Here is a 21,778-nt window from a genome sequence, read left to right on the forward strand (position 1 = left end):
CCCGCATGATCAGCACGCCCATCACCGAATCCCTGGTCCGCGGCGCCGCGGAATACGAGACGACGGCCCGGGGACTGCGCCCGCACCGGCTGCCCGCGACGGTGCGCACCCGGTTCCCGGATCCGCAGCTGCTGATGGTTGAAGCCCAGCCCTCCGGCGTCCGGCTGGTCTTTACGACGACGGCGCAGCAGCTGGAACTGGTCCTGCATCCCACGCGGGTGGTGTACCTCGGGGCGGACCGGCCGCGCGGCCATGTGGACCTGATGGTCGACGGCGAGCTGCTGCACAGCGACGAACTCACCGGCGGCTCCTACACCGAGGTGAACATGTCCACCGGAGCGAGCCGGCAGGTGGAGGGGGAGTCGCATGTGGGCGTGTTTCCCGGGCTGCCCGCGGGCGGCAAGCTGGTGGAGATCTGGTTGCCGCACAACGAGTCCGTGGAACTGGTCGAGCTGCGCTCGGACGCGCCGGTGGAGCCTGCCTCCTCGGACCGGCCAGTGTGGCTGCACCACGGCAGTTCGGTGAGCCACGGCTCCAACGCGGCGACGCCGTCGGGCATCTGGCCTGCCGTGGCGGCCCGGATCGGCGGCGTGGAACTGACGAACCTCGGCCTGGGCGGCAGCGCGCTGGTGGACCCGTTTACCGCGCAAGTAATGCGGGATACACCCGCGGACCTGATCAGCGTGAAGCTGGGCATCAACATGGTGAACCTCGATGGGATGCGGCTGCGCACCTTCGTGCCGGCGGTGCACGGCTTCCTGGACACCATCCGCGAAGGGCATCCGGAGACCCCGCTGGTGCTGATCTCCCCGATATTCTGCGGTATCCACGAGGACACTCCCGGCCCCGGTGCCTTTGATCCGGCATCCTTCGGCACGGGGCAGGTGAAGTTCCTTGCCACCGGGGATCCGGCCGGAGTGGCTGCGGGCCAGCTAACGCTGCGGGTGATCCGCGAAGCGCTGGCATCGCTGGTGGAACGCCGGGCGGAGGATCCGAACCTGTATTACCTGGACGGACTGGAGCTGTACGGGGCGGCGGACGCCGAGGAGCATCCGCTGCCCGACGCGCTGCACCCGGACAGTGCGACGCATCAGTTGATCGGGGAACGGTTCGCCAAGTATGCGTTTGCGGGGGAGGGGCCGTTCGGGCGGGAGCTGTAGCGGGGAGTTTCCACTCCTTCTATCGGATGGGCAGCCGGGGTCCTCGTGCGGGCAACGGAATAGATAATCCGGAGGTCAATCCCTAGGACCGATAAGGCATCGAGCGGTAACTACCCTGCCCAAAAACATTGCCGTTAACGAGAAGCAGGATGACGGTTCCGAAAGCGGTTACGTTTTCTCGGCTACCGTCAACTGGGACAAAGCCAGTTACAGCTGGCACCTGGGTCGATAGCGGCTGCTTTAGGACTATGAGCTGGGAGCTGAAGCACCCAGTTCAGCCAGCATCTCCTGCAGGCGGACGCCACCGCTGCTGTGGGCTTCGTCCTCGGTGAGCCGCTTGCCGAGATCCAGCAATGCCTCGCGGAGAGACCTTTCGGCTTCGGTGAGTGCCCCTTCATATCCTTCGGCGAGTAGGTACGAGTGGCTGTCCGTAGACAAGGCCACCAACAGATCCAGGAAAATCTCGAGTGTCCTACCGGAGGAGTTGTTGAATTCCTTTCGGGAATCGTCACTCATTGGCACCAGCTTCAGCTGGTTCGACCACATCCGCGGATCCAGAGGATCGGTGGATAGCATCAGTGCCGTCGCTGACCCTTCCCCGGTCCTGCTCTCCTTGGGCAGAGCCTGCTTCACATCGTGCAGGATCTCGTGGAAGTGGTCATCGGTGAGGCCAAACCCGACGAAAAGGAGGTGCTGCGTCATGAGGGTCGCCTTCACCAGCGCGGAGAGAGCGTTGCGGGACGTGCTGAAACCCAGGTAGTCGTCCCTGGTGAGGACTATCGAGTCCGGGTCCGTCACCGAGCCATGGAGCTTCAGGAGCCAATCATCGTGTTGGCCTGCGCCGTCGGGGATCACCGACCGGGGGACGCCGGCGTCGTCCGAAGCGAATTCAAAAAGTTCGTCGTAGTTCAGCGTGATCGCTTCTCTGCTGCCCAGGCTGGCGAGAAGTGCAGGTGTCAACCCGTAGCGTTTCAGCTCCACCAGCCTTGCGATGGCCTCATTGAAGGTCAGTGCGCCCCGCTCGGCGCGTTCCTCGTAGATGGAGCGCAGAATGCTGGCTTGGTCGAGGTGGCCTCGCTTTTTGAGCGATTCTGTCTCGGAGTCTGTGAGCTTAGCGGTCTTGGCCAGAGCGGACAGAAGCTCCGTCCAACTCGGTGCCCCGGCGCTCATGCTGACGCCTGCACCCATAAAAGGAACGAGCTTACCGTCGCGGGCATGACCGGCCAGCCGCGCGGCCTCCGTCTGATGCTCGCGGTCGAGGGACGCCCACCATTCCGGCTGACGCTTCCTGAGTTCCTGAGCGAGGGCAAAATCCTTTTCGTTTGCCAGAACCAATACGACGTCGACGCCGGCCTCGGCGGCCGCGCTGCGTGTCTCTTCAAGGAGCAGACGAATGACGTCGCCTTTGACCAGTCCTGCGCCGCCGCCTCCTGTGCCGAAAAGCGGCATGGCCAGCAAGGGGACGGGGCGGGACTGTTCGCGGCTGGCTTCGCTCCGCCGTCGTCTGGCGGTGTCCGCGGCTACGCAAATGAATTCCCTTAGCGGAGGGATGAGCTCGTCAACTGATGAAATCCCGGAGTACGGCACGGCGGTGAGGACCGGCAGCGGTTCATCGGCCGGCCACGTGTGGATCGGCTGCGCGAGCATCGCTCCACTGGCGAAGCCGGCATCCTCAATCAACGCGTCCTGGAGTCCCGGAACGGCAGCCCGCCAGTGTGCTGCAATGCTGTATGTCCGGTCGGTGGGCAGCAGCCACGCGTCACAAGCGAAATTGGTCAGACTGCCCTTGGTCACGAAGACGTGTGATTGCCCCATGAGTGATTTGTATCACGCGTCACCGCCCCGAGTGCCCTATGCGGATGCGCGCCGGATCCAGCACTGATCCACCACCGCCTAGGCGGAGCCCCCAGGCATTACTTCCCCGCCAACACCTCCCGGAACGCCGGATTCGGATGGGCGTTCGGTAGCACACTGCGCACACGCTCCAATGCCTCCAGCGGCGTGATTCCGGCGGCCTGCGCCCCGTACAGTGCGGCGACGGTCGGTGTCCGGGATTCGGCCCGGACACAGTGCAGCAGCACCGTTTTGCCCTCGGCCCGGAAGCGTTCGACGGCGGCGGCAGCCTCCCGCAGCACGAAGGCGGTATGCGCGTTGGACTCCGGCGCGGCCGAATCCACCAGCCAGAACGTGGCCTGGTCCTCGGCGGCAATGCCGGACACGTCCTCCGTGCCCAGCCGGCACAGGCTGACCACTGCATCAATCCCCAGCTCCGCCGTCCTGCCAAGTGCGCCCACCCCACCCAGCCACACGCCGTCGTCGTCCGGGTGCCGGACCAGGACATCGGTCCGGGACCAGGAGCTGTAGTCGAAATGCGGCGTGCGCGGCCAGGCGTCCGTGCGCCGCCCCGCTCCGCCGGCGAGTTCGACGCCGAGCGTCATCAGGTCCCGCGCCCGCAGACCCGGCCAGCCGTGCAGGTGCAGGCGCCACTCGAACGGGACGGCGGAGAAACCGTAGGCGGCGCCGAGCAGCGAGCCGGCGATGGCGGCCACCGTGTCGGTGTCCCGGCCGCCGCGGACCGCCTCTTCCAGTGCGGCCCGCAGGTGATCGGGGCCGTTGCTTCCGGCGCGGGTGGTGGCAATGGCGCTCCATGCACCCTGCAGTGCCTCCACCACCCAGCCGTTCTTCACGAAGTCCCGGGGCCGGGAGGCCTCGGCCGTCTCGATCCGCTCCAGCCACAGAGCAGCCCGGTCCGGCGGCAGCAGCGGCAGCCCGGTCCGGATCTCCAGCTGGCCGGTAAGGGCGGCGTTGCGGATGGCGACGCACCAGAGGCCGCAGGCCTCCCGGGCATCGTCCTCCACATGGGTCAGCGAGCTGAGTTCCCCGGCAGCTGTCATCAGGTCGGCCGGTTCCCGGTCCAGGTAGGCCAGGGCCAGGGGAGCGGTGCGCATCAGGGAGCCGTTGCCGCCGCTGCGGCCGGTGCGTTCGTGGAACACCTGCGCGGCGCGGGCAAAGTCGTCCGTCGTGACCTTGGACCGGCCGTCGTCGGCGGCAGTCCGGCCCGCGGCGTCGATAATGTACCGGGTCTGCGAGCCGACGTCCTTGGCCTCGGCGGCCCACGCGGTCCAGGCCCGGACGACGGCGTCCAGGGCCGCGGGCGTGGGGCCGGCGTCGAGCAGCGCTTCGGCGATGGGGACGGCCATGGAGGTGTCATCGGTCCACTCGGCCGGATCGAAGCCGAACGGTCCGCCGCCCAACATGCTGACCTCGGCGCCGTCGGGCAGCGGGTCCCCGAATTCGTAGCCGGCGCCCAGGGCGTCTCCGGCGGCGAGGGCAACAAGGACACCGGCGGCGCGGTCATTCTGCGCGGAGTTCAGGTTCATACGGCCTCCATCAGGGGGTGGGTGGTGTTCCAACAGGATAGGTGGGCGATATCGGGGTCCCGGTCGGGGAGCCTGACGGCCATGCCCTCCGCGATGACGGGCCCGCGGACCCCCAGGACGCTGCGGCTGCGCATCGAGTCGTGGCGCTGGGCGCCCTCGCCGTAGAACTCGCCGAAACCAATGGTTCCGACGACGGCGGCAAGGTCGCGGGCCAGCTGACCCGGCATGGGTGCGGCGCTCCGGGCTGCAGCAGGCAGCAGCTCCGCGTCGAGCAGGGCGGCCTCAATGAGCTGGCGGTAATGGTCCCGGAACAGTGAGGCAGTGCCGAAGACTTCCAGCAGCAGGGGCTGTCCGCCGACGCCGATCACCACGCCGCGCTGGCCGTCGAGCGGCTTCGGCGCGCTGAAACGGTGCCTGTCGAGGCTGCCGAAACGGTCCAGGTGCTCAGGAAGGGAGCTGGTGGCCGAGGGTCCGCGGACAGCGTCGAAGCGCCGGACCCGTTCCCAGATCTGTTCCTGGCGCCGGCTTCCGGTACCGGGCGGCCCGCCGCCGGCCATCTTCGCGCGAATGCTCAGCGGCGCACGCCGGGCCTGGCAGCGGTGTGTGTCTTGTCCGGCTTCCCACCGTCCGGCCTCGACGCAGAAGGTGTCGATGTCCACGGTCTCGCCGGTATCGATGAGGACGTCGCGGGCGCAGGTGCGGTGCTGTTGTCCGCCCTCAAGCAGTTCGCCTTCCAGCAGCAGGGCGGCGTGTTTGCCGTTGTTGCGGACCGTCAGCTGGCCAACCCTGGCACCCGCTGCCAGTTCGGACACGGCCAGGTCAGCGCGGAGCGCGGTGCTGATGCCGAGCCGGCCGGGAGCGGCGGTCCAGACGGGGAAGAGGGTGAGCGGGCCGACGGCGGTGCCCGCTCCTACATGGAGTTGTGGGACTCCGACGGGGAGTTGCGGAATCTGCATGGTGAACCTCCTTGCTTTAGCGCAAATCTGCGCTAACTGATTCCAGTATGCGCCGGTTGCATCTTTTGCGCAACATTGAGATAAATGGGGGTATGAGCGAGTCCCGGAGACACCTGTCCCTGCTGGAATACCCGCGGCCGTCGCTGGCTGTGGACACCGCAGCACTGACCGTGGTGGACGATGACCTGAGGGTCCTGCTCGTCCGCCGGCGCGAGGAACATCATTCGGGGGAGTGGGCGCTGCCCGGCACCTTCCTGCGGGAACGGGAAACCCTGGCGGCTGCCGTCCTGCGTTCGCTGCGCGACAAGGCCGGCATTGAAGGCCGGGTTCCTCGACAACTTCATGTCTTCGACGATCCGGGCCGGGATGACCGTGGCTGGACGCTGTCCGTGGCGCATATGGATGCCGTGCCGTTCCGGGACCTGGAGAAGCCGCTGCAGTCCGACGATGTCCGGCTGGCATCAGTCACGGTGGACGCGGACCTGATTGCTGCCCTGCCTTACGGCCACGCGGACATGGTGGACCTGGCGGTGGAGCGGCTGCGGCAGGACTATGCGCAGACTCCGGATCCGGCCGGCCTGATTTCCGAGCCCTTCACCCTAAAGGATCTTCGGGACCTGCACGAAGCCGTGGCCGGCCGGCCGCTGATGCGCGACACCTTCCGGCGCCTGATGGAGCCGCAGCTGACCGGCACGGGGCAGATGTCCGACGGCGCCCGCGGCCGGCCGTCGCGGCTGTGGCGGCACTGACGCTAGGACATGCTGGACGCGTCTGCCGGCTGCGGTTCCCAGATCTGCATCCGACCCATGGCACGCTCCAGCTCCGGTCCGCCGGCCTCGGCAATGAGGTCCGGGTCGCCGACGACCACCAGCAGGCAACGGGCGCGGGAGAGGCCCACATACAGCAGCTCACCGGCCCGGCTCATGTCCTTGAACCCGTTCACGCAGAGGATGACCACTGAGCGTTCCAGCCCCTTGAATCCCAGGACGTGCCCGTAGAACTCGCCGTCGTCGTCGTGGAATGCGTTCCAGTATCCGACGGGATCGTTCTCGAATTCTTTGTGAATACTGTGCCGGTTCTTGGTGGTCAGGAACGCGATCTGGTTGTTGGCCCAGCCTTCGTCGATCAGGGCGTCGACGCAGTCCCCAGCCACGTCGATGGCGTCCTCGGTGGCACACGGCACCAGCCTCACCGGAAGTCCGTCACCTCCGCGCGGCGAGAAGTGCTTGCCGGCGAAGCCCTTGAACGTCTGGGCAATGCGCTTGGTGTTCCGGAGATTCTCATCGATGTGGAGCGTGACCAGGCCGGCGGTCGGGTCGAGTGCTGTGCCTGCTGAGAGCGAATCCCACCTGCCGTAAACGTTCTGACGCTCGTCCATGAACGCGTAAATTTCGCCTTCTTGAGGATCCCGCAGGCAGGCGAGCAGACTTTCCCACCACAGCGGAGCGAAGTCCTGGGCTTCATCGATCACAATGGCATCCAGCTTCTGTTCCGGTGGAAGCCCGGCCGCGAGGTCCCGCATTAGGGCGGGCATGTCCTCGTCGAAGTAGGACTGTCCCGAGCCGTTGGGAACCCCAAGGGAGACGGCGTAGTCGTGGAACTCGCCGACGTAGACAGGTTTGGCCTGACGCCAGCCGGCCACCTGCCGGCGCAGATGCTCGGCGAGGCCGCGGTTGTAGCAGAACAGCCCCACCCGCTTGCCCTCCTTGGCCAGCCGCTTCGCCTTCTCCACGGCCAGCCAGGTTTTGCCGCTGCCGGCACCTCCGACGAACCGTGCCCGCGGAATGGAGCGGCTGCAGTCCAGCAGGACCTTCTGCCGTTCAGTGAGTTGCTCCTGAAGGTCTTCCAGTTCATCGGCGCTCAGCGACGGGTCGCTGGACGGCTCCAGGTCGCCGGAGAGCAGGGGGATGATCCGCTGGACAAACTTGGCTGCGAGCGGACTTCCGCCCTGTGCCTGGGTCTCAATGGCCGTCCGGAGACGCTCGCGGCAGTCCGTGAGGTCATCGTGGTCCAGGACGAGCGGACGCGGCACTCCTGCCATTTCCCAGTCCTGCGGCACGTTGGTGTACGGGAACGCCGCCATGTAGGCGAACCGGCTGACCAGCGGTGACCCGATTCGGTCCGTCACCCAGCCCTTGAAGGCGTGCTGCGCGCTTTGGGACTGGGCGATAGGGCTTTCGATTTTATGTTTGCCGTGCCGGTCCGACTGGTACCACTGTCCCTGATCGACGGAGATCTTGCCGCCCTTGACCTCAATCGCAGTCAGCCCAACCCCCGGCCACAGCACCAGAATGTCGATTTCGTGTTCCGCACGTCCGAGGCGCACCTGGACGGAGTGTGCCAGAACGACGTCGTCGGGCAGCTGGGCGCGCAGGGCATCCCAGACCGCCTTCTCGGCGAGCCGGCCTTCGCCGAATAGCGGCTCATTCGGTATGCACTTCACGGTTCCCCCTCGTGTGCCGGCGGTGCGCCAGGCGTTGTGAGCAGGTTATCGCGGCGTCGCCCCGGCTCCTTGAAGCTGTACTCAATGAACTCCCCCTGTTACTAAGTGGGCCCAACCTAGCAGGGGTGCTTGAAACCGCAGGGAACGTTTACACAAACACTCAGTACAATCAGAGCCGTGGTTGCTCGAGGACCTGCCTCACATACCCATCCAGAAGTGCAGCGAGTTCATCGTCCGAGAGTATCTCCAGAACAACATGCGAGCGGGCAGCCAATACCCGGGGGATCAACCCCCTCATCAGTTCAGTTCGAAGTATGGGCAAAAGCCCGTTCGCTTCAGCCCGCCATACTGCATCCCGGGCTGCCCTTGCTGCTTTCCGGTTCCCCGAAAGGCCGGACCGTTCCATAATCTGCACAAACTCGTCCTCACCCAATGGAGAACAACCAGCGGGGGCCGCGTTCAGGTCTGGCCCGAGCGCCCACGCCCTCCACCAGAGGCGACGGAGTGCGTTTCGGGGTACGCCTATAAGTCGACTCTCAGTTCTCTGGGGGAAACGCCAAGGTGCAAGCTCGGGAACCAATACCAGCGTGAGGAAACTCCAGACACCTTCGACGGCGGCGTCTCCGGGGACAATTCCGAGCTCCTTGTATAGGTAGGTGCCCAAGGTTCGGTCGAGAATCTGTTGGGATCGTTGATCGAGTTTGGCGGGAAAGCCGTACCTGGATGCGATCTCTCGGAGACCGTCCTGGATCCTTTGCAGCTCTTGTTGTGGAACAGGGATTCCGCCGACAGCCGCAGGGGCCGCAGACGTATGGCTAAGGGCACCATAGCCCACCAATTCAGTCAGCCCTTTGTCGGCGAGCTCGGCGATAATTCTGTGCGCGACGTCTCGCGGCAATCGGGGGTAGATGTAGATGCTCAAGACAGTTTTCCTCTGGTGCTTTGCACATGGGCCTCAAACTTGGACGGTTCGCTGTCCCAGAGTTTCCGGAGAATGTGCGGATCCGAGATTTGTGGCCATAGCTGCAGCAGGAGACACCGCAGAACGGCTGCCACTGACGGGTCCTCATGGTCAGGATCCCGGTCCAGAACAGCATCTGACTGCACTGCCAGGACAGCCATCTGGCGGGTGACATCAATGTCCAGCAAATGCTGCAGCTGCTTGTTTTCCGGGGTGTCCAGTCCCTGCAGGAGACGCTTAATCGCCGGCTGTGACGTGTTCATGGACAGGCGCACGGCACTTGCGAAGGAGGCTTCCGCGTCGGACAGGTCAGCATCCAGCTGCCAAAGGGCATCGGGAGTGTCCGGGCGTGTTCGCCGGAAATCTTCCGCATCCGTTGGGAACTGGGCCCCGATCCCCTGGAGATAGACATGTGCATAGTTTTTCCAGAGGATGCTCCCCCGCTGGTGCGGGGCCAAAGGATCGAGAGGGACGGAGGCATCTACGAGTATGAACGTGGTAAGGGTTAGGCGTCCGCCTAACTCAGTGCCGGGAACATCAAGCTGGAGTGGAACGCGAACATTCGCATCTGCAGGGGCTACTGCATCCAAGAGAAGGATGTCGGCTTTGGTGGAATCGGATTTGGCTTTGACGACCACCCTGAACTGACTTCCTTCCCCCATCCGGCACTGAGCGAGGATAAGCGGACGGTCTATCGTGACCTCAGCTTGAAGGCTCAGCACAGTCTGGTAATCCCACGAGTCCATCTCTTCCGGAAGCGCTTCGCCGGAACCGTTTCTGGAGAAGAACCACCCGGAATGAACCACGGAATTCGGGTCCGGAGTGTAGAAAGGTGACACGGAGATTTTCATGCAGTACTGCTTTCCAAATCCGCTGAAACATCCCAGAGAACACTGGATGCTGATGAGCGCTTCGCGCAGATGACGGCGTGCACAGGCTCGTCACCGAAGACTTTGAACCCCGAACGATGTCCCTTCAAGGCCTCACGGTCCCCGTCGAACTCCGCGGAGACCAGTTCCAGCTGCGGATCCAGCGTGGCGTCACTCGTAGCACCATCCAGCGCAACCCCAACAGAAACAGTGACAAAAGTAACGTCGGCGCCTTTAGGCGGTGTCACGAGGCAGCGCAGATAAGAGGCGGTTTGGTTGCCGAGCATTCGGGGGCCGGCGTCAAGTAGCTCGATGGACGCCCGCTTCGGACCCCTCTTTCCGGCGCCGCCACCGCCGGACGCCCCGGGCCGTCCCTTGCCCTGCCCCGGGGTTCCGACCAAGTGGGAGAGCGCGTTAGCCACGGCGGCCGTACTGGTCGATTCTGCTGCTGTTGCCGGCTTTGGCTTACCCCACTGCGTCGACACGGCATGGTCAATGTCACGCAGCGCTTTAACCACGCGCAACCGCTGCTCGTGGATGGTGACGAGGCTGGGTTGCCAGGAATCATGCGTTGGTGGTTCGGCGTGAGCAAATGATTCGTCCAAGTCATCGTCAGCGCGAAATACGCCGGCCCATTCGATGCCTTCCTTGGGCGCAGGCGGACCTTCCCTGTACTCAACTACAAGTTCCGGGGAGCGCAGGAGCACCGTGTGGTTGCAGACCCGGTTTGTGAACGGTGAGGCCGCAGCCGGGCTGTCCGGATCCTCCGGCTTGTGCCCGTCATCGATAGGCACAGGTGTGCTGAAATGAGGAGTGGTGAATGGAACAGTCGTCAACCTTCCAAGCCGCTCCTTGTAGCGCATAATCTCGTGCTGCCGTACGGCTGCTGATGGCTCACCACCTTCTCCCTTGAGAGCGGAGTAGGCTGCAACGAAGTGGTTTAGGGGCGGTCTTGAGTCCGGTTTCGGAATGGCGATTTCTGCACCGTCGAGGGTTGTTCGGATATCCATGGCCCGGTCGTCGCCCACGAGCTTGGGCCAGAGATGCCACAAAACCGACTCGGAAATAAAGGTCATGCCCTGGTGGATGGTTCTGTGTCCGAAGTCAGGATCGAGGATCAGGATGTTCGTTCCCAGCGAGCCTTCAGCGATATCCGGCATACCAAGCCGAGCGGCCAGCGTGTCTGCCTCAATGCCCTCCAGCGGGACGGGTTCGCTCGAATCGTTTCTGCCCCACCAATGGCGCCCTGTATGGAGGATCCCGTCGAGCGCGAACTGACTACCGATACTGCAGGCGATCAAGCGGCTCACGGGAGCACCGTTATGCATAGCCCGGCTGTGAACAATTATGGTGCGGGGTCGCGAAGCGATGTAGGCAATGGTCTTGCCGAAGCCGTAGGTGCCTCCAGTCATGCCGTCGGTGTTGGCCTTGCCCACATTGAGGATGAAGTCGACCCAGTCATAGTTTCCATCCGTCGACTCCAGATGCCCCTGGACTGGTCCTCCAAGTCCTTTCGTATTGCGATCGGACACATATAGGCCCACTAGGTCCGTTCGTTGAAGGGAGTGGGCGAGCGTTGGATCGGGGAGTTCGGAGGCGTTGTGGAAAACGGATTCACGAAGGCAAGTGACAACGCTCGCCGCCAAGGTCTCGGCAGCGATGTTGAAAACCACGGGTGCTCCGCTTCCATCACGCGCGTCCCAACTGTTTTGTGCTGTTTCCCGCACCAAGACGGCCAGAGGGTCGAGATTGGGGCGGCCGAGTAGTTTTGCGAACCCGTCAGCCGCCAACCCTCCACTAGGGGAAAAGCGCTCGGGAATCCAATCAAGAAGCACTGTCTGCAAATCCCTCAATTAGGTCGAGCGTTTCAACTTGTTCCAAGGGCGTGGGTGGCTCGTTGGTTACATCAATGACGTAGGTTATCGACACCACTCCCGGGGGAAGCTCAGTTTGCTCAAATGAACGCGGAATAACCCTGGGGAAATGTTCTTGTTTGACGTCGTAGAATCTCTGCTCCTTCAGATCGAACCTTGAGTTCAGATATGCCTCTCTATGCGAGTCGAAATAACCCGCCCTACGAAGTTTTCGTTCGAAGAGAGACGATTCCACCCCGAGGTTGAGAACCGCATCGACCATACTTGGCAGCGAATCCCCCGTCGGGGAACGCTCATACCGGGTATAGGCCAGGAACAACACGCCCGCGTCGTTGTTTGGTGCTTCGAGTTGCTGGAGGCTGCTGATGCCGATCCGGCGTCCTTCCCGTGCAAGGGACGCTTTCACCTCTATGGCAGTATCGCCGGCACGAAAATCATGCTGTGACCTATCGGGTCCTTGCCAGTGGGACAGAGCTTGATGGTCTCCTGCGCGAACCAGCGTTTCCAGCAGTTGGAGTTCAGCAAGCAGACCTATCTGCTCAGAAACGTTCAGCTCGGGTCCCGAGGCTGCAGCGAAGAGGGCTTTCCACTCATGGAATGCGCGTGTCACGTCATACGCAGGAGACTCCGATTCACGAAGCACCTCCAAGAGTTCGCGTGCGAATGCCGTGAAAACAGTATCCAGTCTTCGCACCGTGCAGAACGCACTCAAGTAATCCCGGGACTGAAATTTCACCCTGCTTAAGCGAACCGCCGCTCCGTCAGCCTGGTCGGGCACGGCCTCGCCGGGAAGCAAAGGGATGAGCAGATGACGATCCGACTTCGAGTCGAGCGCTGCCAAGACGTCGCCCGCCTCAACCGTGACGCCGATCGGGTTGGCCTGTGTAATCCCCTGTGTGCCCGTTCCGCCTGCGGAATTGACCATCCACACGGAGAGAAGGTCTGGATATTCGGTCATCCCAGAGCCACCTTGTCGTGAGAGCCTTCAGCATCCACGTAGGCGCTCAGGCTGTCGTCGGCTTCGTCAGTATTGAGCACGGACACATCCACCTGAATAGCGTTCTTCGGCTCCGATCCCGCGGCAGCGGCGGGGAAGGAGAACGCCACACCCACCACATGCTCCGCGGCGTTCAGCTCCTTGCGGCTCTTTAGGTGGGGTTGGGGAGCAGAGTCCTTATCAATAGGGTAGATCACCAGGAGCGGACGTCCCTCAGCATTGCGGACTTCCTGTAGCTGAGCATCGCTCGCAGCTTTCGCCTGGCTTGCTGTCCAGCCCAGATCGAGTACACGATCAACCCGTGACATCAGCGTGCCAATGTTTGCTGTGTCCGGTTCGCTACTTTTGAGCTGTGAACGGGTGATCAGGTTCACGTTTTGCTCGAGGCCAAGATCGAGTGTTTTCGCAGACCCGTCGCTTTGACCGGATTTCGAGACCACTGCAATGTTCCATTCACGGAGCGCCCCGAACTTCAGTTGCGTTGTCACATAGTCGAGGAGCATGCCTTCGGACATCTCGGACTTGTCATTAAAATGATAGTGATCCAAGAAGCTCAATATTGATTCGGCGGGAACTCCCTTGAAAAGGGTCCTCTCACCGTATATCGGTTTATCAAGGGCATTGTCGTTGGCTGCTGATAGAAGCTCCTTCGTTGCTTCTATGTTTTCTGCCAGAATCTCGGGATCGGTCCGGTCGAAATAGGTCGTTTGGGGGTGGGTTTCGCTGAAGGAGGCCGAGGCCTTAATCGCGAACTGCATCTTCAGGGGAGATGTCACCTGCATTCGCGGATGAGTCTGAATGCGCACGGCCACATCACGTGGCGACGCAGCTCCCCCCTCGTAGCGCTTGATCTCGGCTCGAAGGTCGCTTTCAATCTCTGCCAAGAACTGGAAATCGTCCTTGAGCTTGCGGGTAGTCCAGACCCGGGGAAGATCCTCGTAACCACGCCGATACCCGAACCAGCGTCCCATCTGCAGTGCGGAATCATAGGCACCCGCTGTCCTCAGGAAAAATGAGGACACAAGGCCTTCCAAAGTCAGGCCCCGGGAAAGCGTGTTGCCTCCCACGGCAATGACCGTCGCCGGGTCCGCGGCATAAATGAGGCGCTCGGGCGAGGCGCTGTTGTCTGCGACCACCTTCGCGTCAGTGAGTACGTCGGGTAGCAGGCCCAGCACCTCTTCGAAGGACGGCGCTACCAGGTTGTGGCGGGCAGCCGGTTCCCGTTGCACTTCGGCTTCCCACTGGTTCTGCCACTGCGCCGTGTCGCCGCTTTGGAGTTCTTTCTGCAGGTCTTTCACATGTTTCCTGATAACGGGCACCAAAGTGTTCTGAGGCTCGACCCTCATGGTGGTGTGGATCAGCATGCTGGAATGCTTGGCCTCTCCGTTTCTAAACCGCCGTGCAGCGGTAGCCAGCAGGAACCAGCGGACGGCGTCGGAGAGGCTGGGGGTAACTTTGGGGGAGTAAGGGCTCTTAGAGCTGGATTTGTACGCTTCCGCTTCGGACTCAGGTACGAACCGGATCATGTCGTGGCCCTGGTCATCGGAGCTTTCTTCCGGCTCAGCCACGGGGGCTCCGAAGAGTTCTTCGGAGCCGAAGTATCCGGCCGGCTTGGGGAGGGAATAGATGAAGTCCCGCGGATAAATGTTCTGTGGGTCTGCGGGATTGGCCAAAACATTGGCGAACGGTGTGGCGGTATATCCCACGTACGCCACACGGGGCAATCCCAAGAGATCAACGAGCAAGCTGTTAATGGCTGTTTGATCGAGCTCTGCATCTCTTGCGGAGTTCGGGCTGGCCTGGTCTGCCTCGTCGTCGATGATGAGCACGGGACATTTGTTCAGACCGCCCTTTTCATGGGCGTCCAGGAGCCAGTTGCGAAGATTTGTGAGCCGCGAAACGTTCTTTTTCACCACTGCCAACAGCCGCAATTGTGACCCGGCAACCAGTGGAAGCGCTTTGACGGGATTGCCGAAATCGCCGAATTCATCGGTTAGCTGGACCCAGTCTGCCGGTCTCAAATCGCAAAGCTGACTGTCCAGGCGCAGTTGGGTCTGGCGCCGCAGGGAGTTGTGCACGCCGGAAAGGACGATGAACAGTCTGTAGCCTGCATCAGCGGCCTTCGCGATGGTGGCCGTGAAATTGGCAGTTTTACCCGACTGGACGTAACCGAGCACCATTCCGCGTGTCCGGATGGTTTCGCTGTGCGGGTCAGCCAGTAGGGACACGACATCTGTGGAGGTCTTGTCGAGAGACGGAACGGCATTGGTCCAACCCGGGTCGGCTTGCAGCTTTGCTTTGAGGCTCGGCCAGAAGACATCATGGGGTTGGGGGCCGGCATACCATGGCTCTGTTTCCGATTCCTCATCGAATACGGTGACGCCGTGAGCGTCTACCCACCTTTGTTTGATAATCAGTTCGCGTTCGGTGAGAACGTCCTCGACCAACCCGTCATTGTTGAGCATAATACGCAAGGTATTTACGGCAGCGTCTTTGGAAACACTGGTTTTCATAAGAACTTCGAGGGTTTCCAGCGCCGCGACTCCTTGGGCGTTTAGGGCCATTTTTCATCCTTGAACTTGATACGGGAATAAGTAAACGGGTGGTGACGCGTCACCAAGGGCTAAAGAGGGTAAATCCCCGTTCGTTGGCATTGGCAACCAGCTGGATGAGCCTTGCCGCCTGCCTTTCTGAAGGGACGCCTGATTTACGCCCTGTCATGAGGCCTAGGATGCTCATATCTGTGGGCGAAGCGACCCTGTTCTCGCCGGCAAACCCTTCCAGCGCCTTCCAATGCTCTGTTGGGATCTCGTAGAGCCGGGTTTGCAGGCCGATTCCATTGTCGACCTTCTGGTTCGCCTTTGCAGCTTTGCCTCGGGCAGCGACGGTGGCGGCGTCGACCAAAGCCGAGAGGAAGTCGGAGGGCAGCGTGTAGGGCATGGCTTTGACGGTGTCCCAGCACTGCGCCTTTTTGGCCCACTCCGTGACGTTGGTGGTGCTCCGATGTTCACTCGTGAGAACCTCTTGGACGAGGCGTCCCACCTGGTTGGCGACGACCAATACGGAGTCCGGCACGGCTTGTGCGGACCACACTGCATCAAAATCGAAGACCTTGCCTTGTCCCTGCCGTTCTACCAGGCTGGCAATCTTGGCAACCGTGTAGGCGGCAATGTTCGCCAAGTACGCCTTGCGATACCAGTCAGCATTCTTGATAACGTTCCTGACCTCGGCGAAGAGGATCCCCTTGGCCACCGTCTCTTTAAAGTACTGTTCGTTGAACTGGTCTGGATCCTTATCCCAGCTCTTGGCCACGATATCGGCAAAAGCAACGAAGTTTTTCTGCGCGCCCGCGCTCACAGTGTGAGGCCGTTGATCCCACGACATAAGGTATTTGGCCAATGCCGGTTTATCGAACTTTTGCGATTTCGGATTCAGATTTTCGAAACGGACGGCTTCTGAACGTGAAAGCTTGCTGCGTTCATTTTCATATTGGCCGCGAGTACGTTCGTAGTACCAGTGGGTGCTGTGGACCGCACCGGAACGGGACGGGACAAGGACCTTGCGTGAGAGCTCGGCCAGACGGACGTGGTATGGACTGTTGGAGAAGAAATCGGCAGAGCTGACTGCATTCTGGCTATTCGCAAACCGTGAAATGTTCGGTATGAGTTCTGCGGCGAGAGCGGGAGCGACGACCACCAGCTTCATTTGTACAAAAACGCCGTCCAAAACTCCCTCAGATTTCGCTTCCCTTTGCACAAAAAACAATGACGCCGTGGTCTGGCCGCCATTCACTATTTGCAAATCTTCGATCGACAGAATGGAGCTGCCGTCCTCAGAGGTTGTAACACTTGTGGCTGTGGCAGTTACTCCGTTGTTGAACGCCATGAAGTTCTGCGGAGCGGAATGGATCGTGGCACGGATTCCCTTGTTAATCTTGCCTCTATTGCTGAGGTAGGACCTCACGTTGCTTTCAAGCAGCCGGCTCCCATGCTTGCCGTACAGGGACGACAGGACCCGGCCGGGCACGGAGGTCAGGTAGGTCGCAAACTCTGGCGTGGATTCGACCCGAAGTGCAGGAAGCCCCTGGTTTGCCCACTCCGTCAGATCAATCTGAAGAGGCTCATGGCCGCTTTGGGACTGGTGGAGCTGGTGGAAACGCTCGATATCCCAAAGATGAAAGTCCACGGGAATTCCATGGATGTCTTCCGACGGCAGGGAACGCAAACGATCACTCAGTCGGGCATCTGTCATGAGATAGAGACGGTAACGTGAAACGTTCCTGCCCCTGCTCCGCAAATCCCACGCGAGCTGGTAAGCCGGCGAGCTTTGCTCCCGCCCCTGCATGAAGCTCCCGTCGAGTGCATCCAGCAGGAAGTAGTGAAGGGCCCTGAGAGCCGCTTTTGCATCGGTCGCCGAGAGCGTTTGAATGGTCTCTGTCCCGTAATGGACGCTGGCGACGACCGCAATACTGTTATCTGCGTTCTCGAGGTCGTAGCCATTGACCTTGAGTTTCCGCTGATTGGTACCCGCGCCCTCGAAGTCCAAAACTTCGATGTCATCGAACTCGCCCGCTTCGGTGAGTATTTCTCCGCAATGCCTGGTAAAGGCGGTAGCGACGAATTCGCCCTCGGCGTTAGCCAAGGCACCGACAGCAGCGGCCTGCTGCTGGAAGTAGCTCTCAATATCCATTTGTCCCCATTTATCTGATGATGATCCTGAGAGGATCGTTTGTGCTACTGCTAAGCGAGTTGTTCGTAATCCGAGACCCAGTAACGCTGGGCTACGCGGTTTAGCAAGTACTTGGCGCGGCCGTTGCGTCCACGCGGATCGTAGCCGGTTTTGGGCAGGGCAACCTTGAGAGCCATAAACGGGAGATGTTGTTTCTGCGCCTCGTCAAGTGAGCGCTTTGTCTCAACGGCGTTCCGCGGGAGCTCGGCCAAATCCTCCACCTCAATGGTTCGACTCTGGTCTGTGCCACCTGGGCTGACATAGAGCGGATAGATCAGTAACTGAGGCTTGCTGAGGTGACCGTAAAAGGCTGTTTCCGGAATCGAGCTCTTTGCGTCCTGACCGAGCTCCCTGAGAGCATCCATGTATCTCCCGGAAGCTCGCTGCTCGATCTCTTGATCGAGGAGTTTCTGCAAATCCTCAGGCCCGGCTAAGCGCCCGCGCTTGCCACTGACCCACAGCGATGCCCCTCTCGGGGTCCCGTCCTTGGAGAACAACGGGCGAAAAAGCATCTGCCTTTCGACGGGGTAACATCCGCTGAGCGGTCCGAGGGTGAGAGGCGCGTTTCTTTTCACGGAACCGTTGACAACGACGATGTCCCACTCTTTGAAAAGATCACCTTCGCCGCTGCGCACCATGCGTTCGAGGCTTGCACCGTTGAACAGTACGTCATCGGGTGCCGCCGAAAAGAGGAGGAGCGCGTCGGCGATCAGGTCTTTGGGGACCGAGCGTATGCGCGTATATCCTCGCCGGGTCCTGTCGACGGCGCAGCCGTTTCCCACCGCTTCGTCCAACAGTTTGACTATGGAAGTATGGTTTTCCCGCTGGACTTCAACACTGGTGGAGAGTTTCGTGGTTTCCAAATTGCGTCCAAGCAGGTTGATTTCCTTTTGGGCCGACATGGCGTGCCTTGACTTGTTTCGGGCTGTGATCAGAAGTGACTCGGGGTGTTGCTGCACGGCGAGACCGAAGTCCCGAGGGATCATTTTGCTTCGACGCATATAGGCGAGATCCACCCGGAGCTCTTCCACCGCTGTGGCAATGAATCTGTAGTCTGCAGCTGAACCTTCGCTGATCCACAGCCTGCAAATGTCCTGGTACCCATCCCGGTACCCGAACCAGCGTGCCATCTGCATCATAGTGTCGGCAGCAGCAACGTTCCGATGGAAATAGCTGACCACCAGTCCGTCCAAAGTCAAACCGCGGCTGAGCAGATCACCGCCGATGGCAATCTGCCTCTCCGGCACCTCGCCATCGAACTCAGAGGGATCGATCCCTGGCGCTGAGTTATAGACCTTGACTCGGACTTCCGCGACTGATGCTGACAGCTGGGACAGAACACTTTCCCAGGAGGCACCACTCGCGGTGTACTGGCGCGTAAAGGTTCCCTTCAGCTCATCTAATAACGGATGGGTTCGTCCCGCAGCATAAGCGGTAGCGTGCAGTTGGATGGCTGTCTTGTATTGAAAGAGTGCTTCACGAAGTGCGTCCGCCACGTGGTTTTGGACATCAGTGAAACGCGAAACGTTTACCAGCATGGAACGTTTTGCGGGTGCTTTCAGCCGATGATCCAAGACGGCGTTGGCCAGGAGGAAAGTGCGGAGCGCTTCCTGAAGGCTCGAAGACAGCCCATCGGGGCGTTGAAGTTTCTTGTGTTTCAAGGGAAGCCAGCGAACGGCGTCTTTGAGTTTCTGTAGCTGGGTTCCGGGTTCGTCCGGCGTCCGCCCGAATACCGCCCGGATGCCAACGTAGTTGCTCGGAGCGTCGAGGGGGTAGATGAAATCTTCGGGAAACAGGTCGGGCAGTTCCTCGCCATCCTCCGTGAGGCAAGCCGTTGCTTCGTCGTCGATGAAGATGTTGGCAAAGGGGGTCGCTGTGATCGCAAGGTAAGAGGACCGGGTAAAGAGGTTTAGAAGCCGTCTGATGGCGGAGTTGATGGCAGTAGGATCGTCGGATTCGTCATTGGTGTTGATTGATGCGTAGTCGGACTCATCGTCAATCAGGAGCAACGGAAGATCAATTCTTGGTTGGCTCCCGGCTTTGGCCTGGGCCCACCCCTGTACTGCCTTGAGAACGTGAGTGTTCTTCTTAACAACGAATACCAACGGCGGGGAGCTGGTCGTTGGCAGGGCGACGTCTCCTGCAGTTCGGCTCACTTGAAGGTAATCCATCAGGGTAGTCGTGAGCGATGTGGCATCTGCGATCTCTCGATCCACGTTGCCAATACCTATATGCATGTCGCGGGGAACCCGCGCCCCATTATGCATTCCGGCAAGCGTCGTGTCCCTGCCGATGAACCCCTCATCAATCCTGGAATGAGTCTGCTGACGCAGGTATTCAGTGTTCCCGGAGAGGACGATGATAACGCGATAGCCTGCGTCAGCGGCTTTGTTCATCAGCGCGAGATAATTCTGGGTCTTCCCCGACTGCACGTCGCCTATCACCAAGCCGCGGCGATTCCAGATGCCCGGGTTCCTGGGATCCCCCACAAGGTCAAGAATCTCGTCGCTGAAGTGGTCCAGCTTGTCAAGAACGCCGCCAGAACGTCCGGAGTCGGAAAGCATATGCCGGTATGCAAACCACCTCCGCCACACAATGTCGGTCTTGCTCTTCTGCAGCCAAGGTATGTGATCATCCTTGATCAGCGGACCACCATCGCTTGAGGAACTGGTGGCGGTCAGCTTTTGTACCCAGAGCTCAACCAACTGGTCCATTTGTGATTCGGTTGACGCCGTCGGAAGCTGCGTGCGTGCGCGGGTGAACGCCAATCGAATCTCATCCCCAGCGAGGTCCTTACGGTATTCGTCCGTGTCTGGGTCCTTGAGAAGGGACAGCGCAGCTGCCTCGACCGTTGAAACTGGAAAAAGGAACGGGTCTGTCATGACTGGGTGTCCTTCCCGAGGACAGTTTCCCGGAGAACAGCCTCGGCGCGTGGGTGCTTGTCGAATGGTTCAGAAGTAAGCATGGCCTTCACAAAGGCGTCCGGGGCCAAAGTGCTCTGAAGCTGTCCCCAAAGTGCACCCGCTAAGTCGAAGAGGTCTTGGTCATCCACTTCGGTAGCAGAATGGGATAAGTCCTGGCCCATCTTGTTGTAAACATCCTCGATGGGAAACGTTCGCTCCATGAGGCTCAAAACGGTTTCCAGAGCGGCGGACTCTTGACGATCGAACGTGCTGCTGAGCGCGACCAGTGCAGGGTGGTTTCTGTTGACCTCGTAACGGAACGACTCAGCGTCGGAGACGGCATTCCAGATATGTGTAATGGGACTGCGCTCTGTTCGTCCGCGATAGGTGTGCGCGCGCTGACTTGGGCCCACAATTGTGGCTGCAACGGCGCGTAGCCGGTCCCTGATAACGGGTGGAGGTACGGCTTGGGCCTTCTTGATGTCCAAGGACCATAGATGGTCCAAGGAATTCGGAACATCTACTTGCACCCGTGCGAGCTTGCCCAATTCCTGTTTCGGAGCCACGCGGAACCAGGTTCCCCAGATGACAAGGCGCATTGCACGGTAAATATAGAAACCTTGGCTGTCTCGCAATGAGCCGTTTACATGGGCCTTCCTGCGGTCCGACGGCGACATCATGTTCAGGTGCGGAAGGGTATAGGGGCGTAGTTCGATAGTCCCTTGGTCCAAAGATATGCGTTCCAGCGGACCAATTTGGGTGGCTTTGTGATCCTTGAGCAGGGGGTCAGTCGCAGGGACGGACGTAAAGTTCAGACGAATATCGAGCTGCCGTCCATGCTCGCCTGCCAGGAACCTGTGGAAAACAAGTCCCAGATGGGAGGCGGCACGCATCATGGCTTCATCCATGGCGGCAATCGAGTTACCACTGGTGCTTTCAAGCTGGTCCAGATCCTGCCAAAGGATCATCGTTCCGTGATCCAAGGCTTCTAGCGCAGCGTATTCAGGGAGGGCTTGGAACTCTTCCGGTGCAAGTCGCAGGAGGCTCCAGCTGGAGGAGCTGCTGAGGTAGTCCAAGTCCCACCTGAAAGCGTGCACCTCGCGGCGCTGCTTCGTTACCAAAGTGAGCTTGCGGCACTGGGAAATGGATGCGGTTTTGAGTCCGAGACCGAACCGTCCAAGATCGTGGCTTGCACGCCGGTTTCGTGAGTCATTTCCTGCCAAGCGCATCGCATCCTGCGCTTCTAAGGACGTCATTCCCGCGCCGTCGTCGATGATGGCGACGTAGGGATCACCTACTGCGGAAAACCGGATGTCCACCGTTTCTGCGCCGGCTGTTATCGAGTTGTCGACGAGGTCGGCCAACGCGGTTTCCAAGTTGTAGCCAACAGCTCTCATGGATTCCATGAGCTGCGGTCCAGGCAGCAGTGTGATCGCGTCCGTCAAGCGTCCCCCAGAGCTAAAATGCAATTAGTACTTGTGAGGATCAGAGTATCGCCACACGGTGA

14 protein-coding genes are annotated in these 21,778 nt (G+C 60.7%); 2 read left to right on the forward strand and 12 right to left on the reverse strand.

Annotated features, from left to right (window positions below):
* Window positions 1–5: 5 nt before the first annotated feature.
* The gene (locus tag MUK71_RS03575; RefSeq protein WP_227929120.1) at window positions 6–1,160 is read left to right on the forward strand and encodes a GDSL-type esterase/lipase family protein; all 1,155 of its coding nucleotides are present in this window, start codon (window positions 6–8) and stop codon (window positions 1,158–1,160) included.
* A gap of 246 nt (window positions 1,161–1,406) precedes the next feature.
* Here MUK71_RS03575 and MUK71_RS03580 read toward each other — a convergent pair whose 3' ends face one another.
* The 3 genes from MUK71_RS03580 to MUK71_RS03590 all read right to left on the reverse strand — a co-directional run bounded on the left by MUK71_RS03580 (window position 1,407) and on the right by MUK71_RS03590 (window position 5,496).
* Entirely contained in the window at window positions 1,407–2,975 is a 1,569-nt protein-coding gene (locus MUK71_RS03580; RefSeq protein ID WP_227929119.1) for an SIR2 family NAD-dependent protein deacylase, read from the reverse strand.
* A gap of 98 nt (window positions 2,976–3,073) precedes the next feature.
* The gene (locus MUK71_RS03585) at window positions 3,074–4,540 is read right to left on the reverse strand and encodes an ADP-ribosylglycohydrolase family protein (protein ID WP_227929118.1); all 1,467 of its coding nucleotides are present in this window, start codon (window positions 4,538–4,540) and stop codon (window positions 3,074–3,076) included.
* Entirely contained in the window at window positions 4,537–5,496 is a 960-nt protein-coding gene (locus MUK71_RS03590) for an ARPP-1 family domain-containing protein (RefSeq protein ID WP_227929117.1), read from the reverse strand. The genes MUK71_RS03585 and MUK71_RS03590 overlap by 4 nt, the downstream gene beginning before the upstream one ends.
* A gap of 92 nt (window positions 5,497–5,588) precedes the next feature.
* Here MUK71_RS03590 and MUK71_RS03595 point away from each other — a divergent pair, with 92 nt between their 5' ends.
* Entirely contained in the window at window positions 5,589–6,245 is a 657-nt protein-coding gene (locus MUK71_RS03595; RefSeq protein WP_227929116.1) for an NUDIX hydrolase, read from the forward strand.
* A gap of 2 nt (window positions 6,246–6,247) precedes the next feature.
* Here MUK71_RS03595 and MUK71_RS03600 read toward each other — a convergent pair whose 3' ends face one another.
* The 9 genes from MUK71_RS03600 to MUK71_RS03640 all read right to left on the reverse strand — a co-directional run bounded on the left by MUK71_RS03600 (window position 6,248) and on the right by MUK71_RS03640 (window position 21,716).
* On the reverse strand, window positions 6,248–7,939 hold the full coding sequence (locus tag MUK71_RS03600; protein ID WP_227929115.1) for a nuclease-related domain-containing DEAD/DEAH box helicase: 1,692 nt from the start codon (window positions 7,937–7,939) through the stop codon (window positions 6,248–6,250).
* A 169-nt stretch (window positions 7,940–8,108) separates the two neighbouring features.
* Window positions 8,109–8,861: a DUF6339 family protein gene (locus MUK71_RS03605; protein WP_227929114.1), complete on the reverse strand. Its 753-nt coding sequence runs from the start codon at window positions 8,859–8,861 to the stop codon at window positions 8,109–8,111.
* Window positions 8,858–9,751, reverse strand: coding sequence for a hypothetical protein (locus tag MUK71_RS03610; RefSeq protein ID WP_227929113.1), 894 nt, complete (start codon window positions 9,749–9,751; stop codon window positions 8,858–8,860). The genes MUK71_RS03605 and MUK71_RS03610 overlap by 4 nt, the downstream gene beginning before the upstream one ends.
* Window positions 9,748–11,442 (reverse strand): hypothetical protein, encoded by a 1,695-nt coding sequence (locus MUK71_RS03615; protein WP_227929112.1) that lies wholly within the window; start codon window positions 11,440–11,442, stop codon window positions 9,748–9,750. The genes MUK71_RS03610 and MUK71_RS03615 overlap by 4 nt, the downstream gene beginning before the upstream one ends.
* A gap of 151 nt (window positions 11,443–11,593) precedes the next feature.
* The gene (locus MUK71_RS03620) at window positions 11,594–12,601 is read right to left on the reverse strand and encodes a PD-(D/E)XK motif protein (RefSeq protein WP_227929111.1); all 1,008 of its coding nucleotides are present in this window, start codon (window positions 12,599–12,601) and stop codon (window positions 11,594–11,596) included.
* The gene (locus MUK71_RS03625; protein ID WP_227929110.1) at window positions 12,598–15,204 is read right to left on the reverse strand and encodes a Z1 domain-containing protein; all 2,607 of its coding nucleotides are present in this window, start codon (window positions 15,202–15,204) and stop codon (window positions 12,598–12,600) included. Before MUK71_RS03625 ends, MUK71_RS03620 begins: the two co-directional genes overlap by 4 nt.
* Before the next feature lie 49 nt (window positions 15,205–15,253).
* A complete protein-coding gene (locus MUK71_RS03630; RefSeq protein WP_227929109.1) occupies window positions 15,254–17,329 on the reverse strand; it encodes an AIPR family protein in 2,076 nt (691 codons plus the stop codon).
* Between the two features lie 50 nt (window positions 17,330–17,379).
* Window positions 17,380–20,250 (reverse strand): Z1 domain-containing protein, encoded by a 2,871-nt coding sequence (locus tag MUK71_RS03635; RefSeq protein WP_227929108.1) that lies wholly within the window; start codon window positions 20,248–20,250, stop codon window positions 17,380–17,382.
* The gene (locus MUK71_RS03640; protein WP_227929107.1) at window positions 20,247–21,716 is read right to left on the reverse strand and encodes an ATP-binding protein; all 1,470 of its coding nucleotides are present in this window, start codon (window positions 21,714–21,716) and stop codon (window positions 20,247–20,249) included. Before MUK71_RS03640 ends, MUK71_RS03635 begins: the two co-directional genes overlap by 4 nt.
* Window positions 21,717–21,778: the final 62 nt, after the last annotated feature.

It is taken from the genome of Arthrobacter zhangbolii, assembly GCF_022869865.1.
Taxonomy (GTDB): Bacteria; Actinomycetota; Actinomycetes; order Actinomycetales; family Micrococcaceae; genus Arthrobacter_B; species Arthrobacter_B zhangbolii.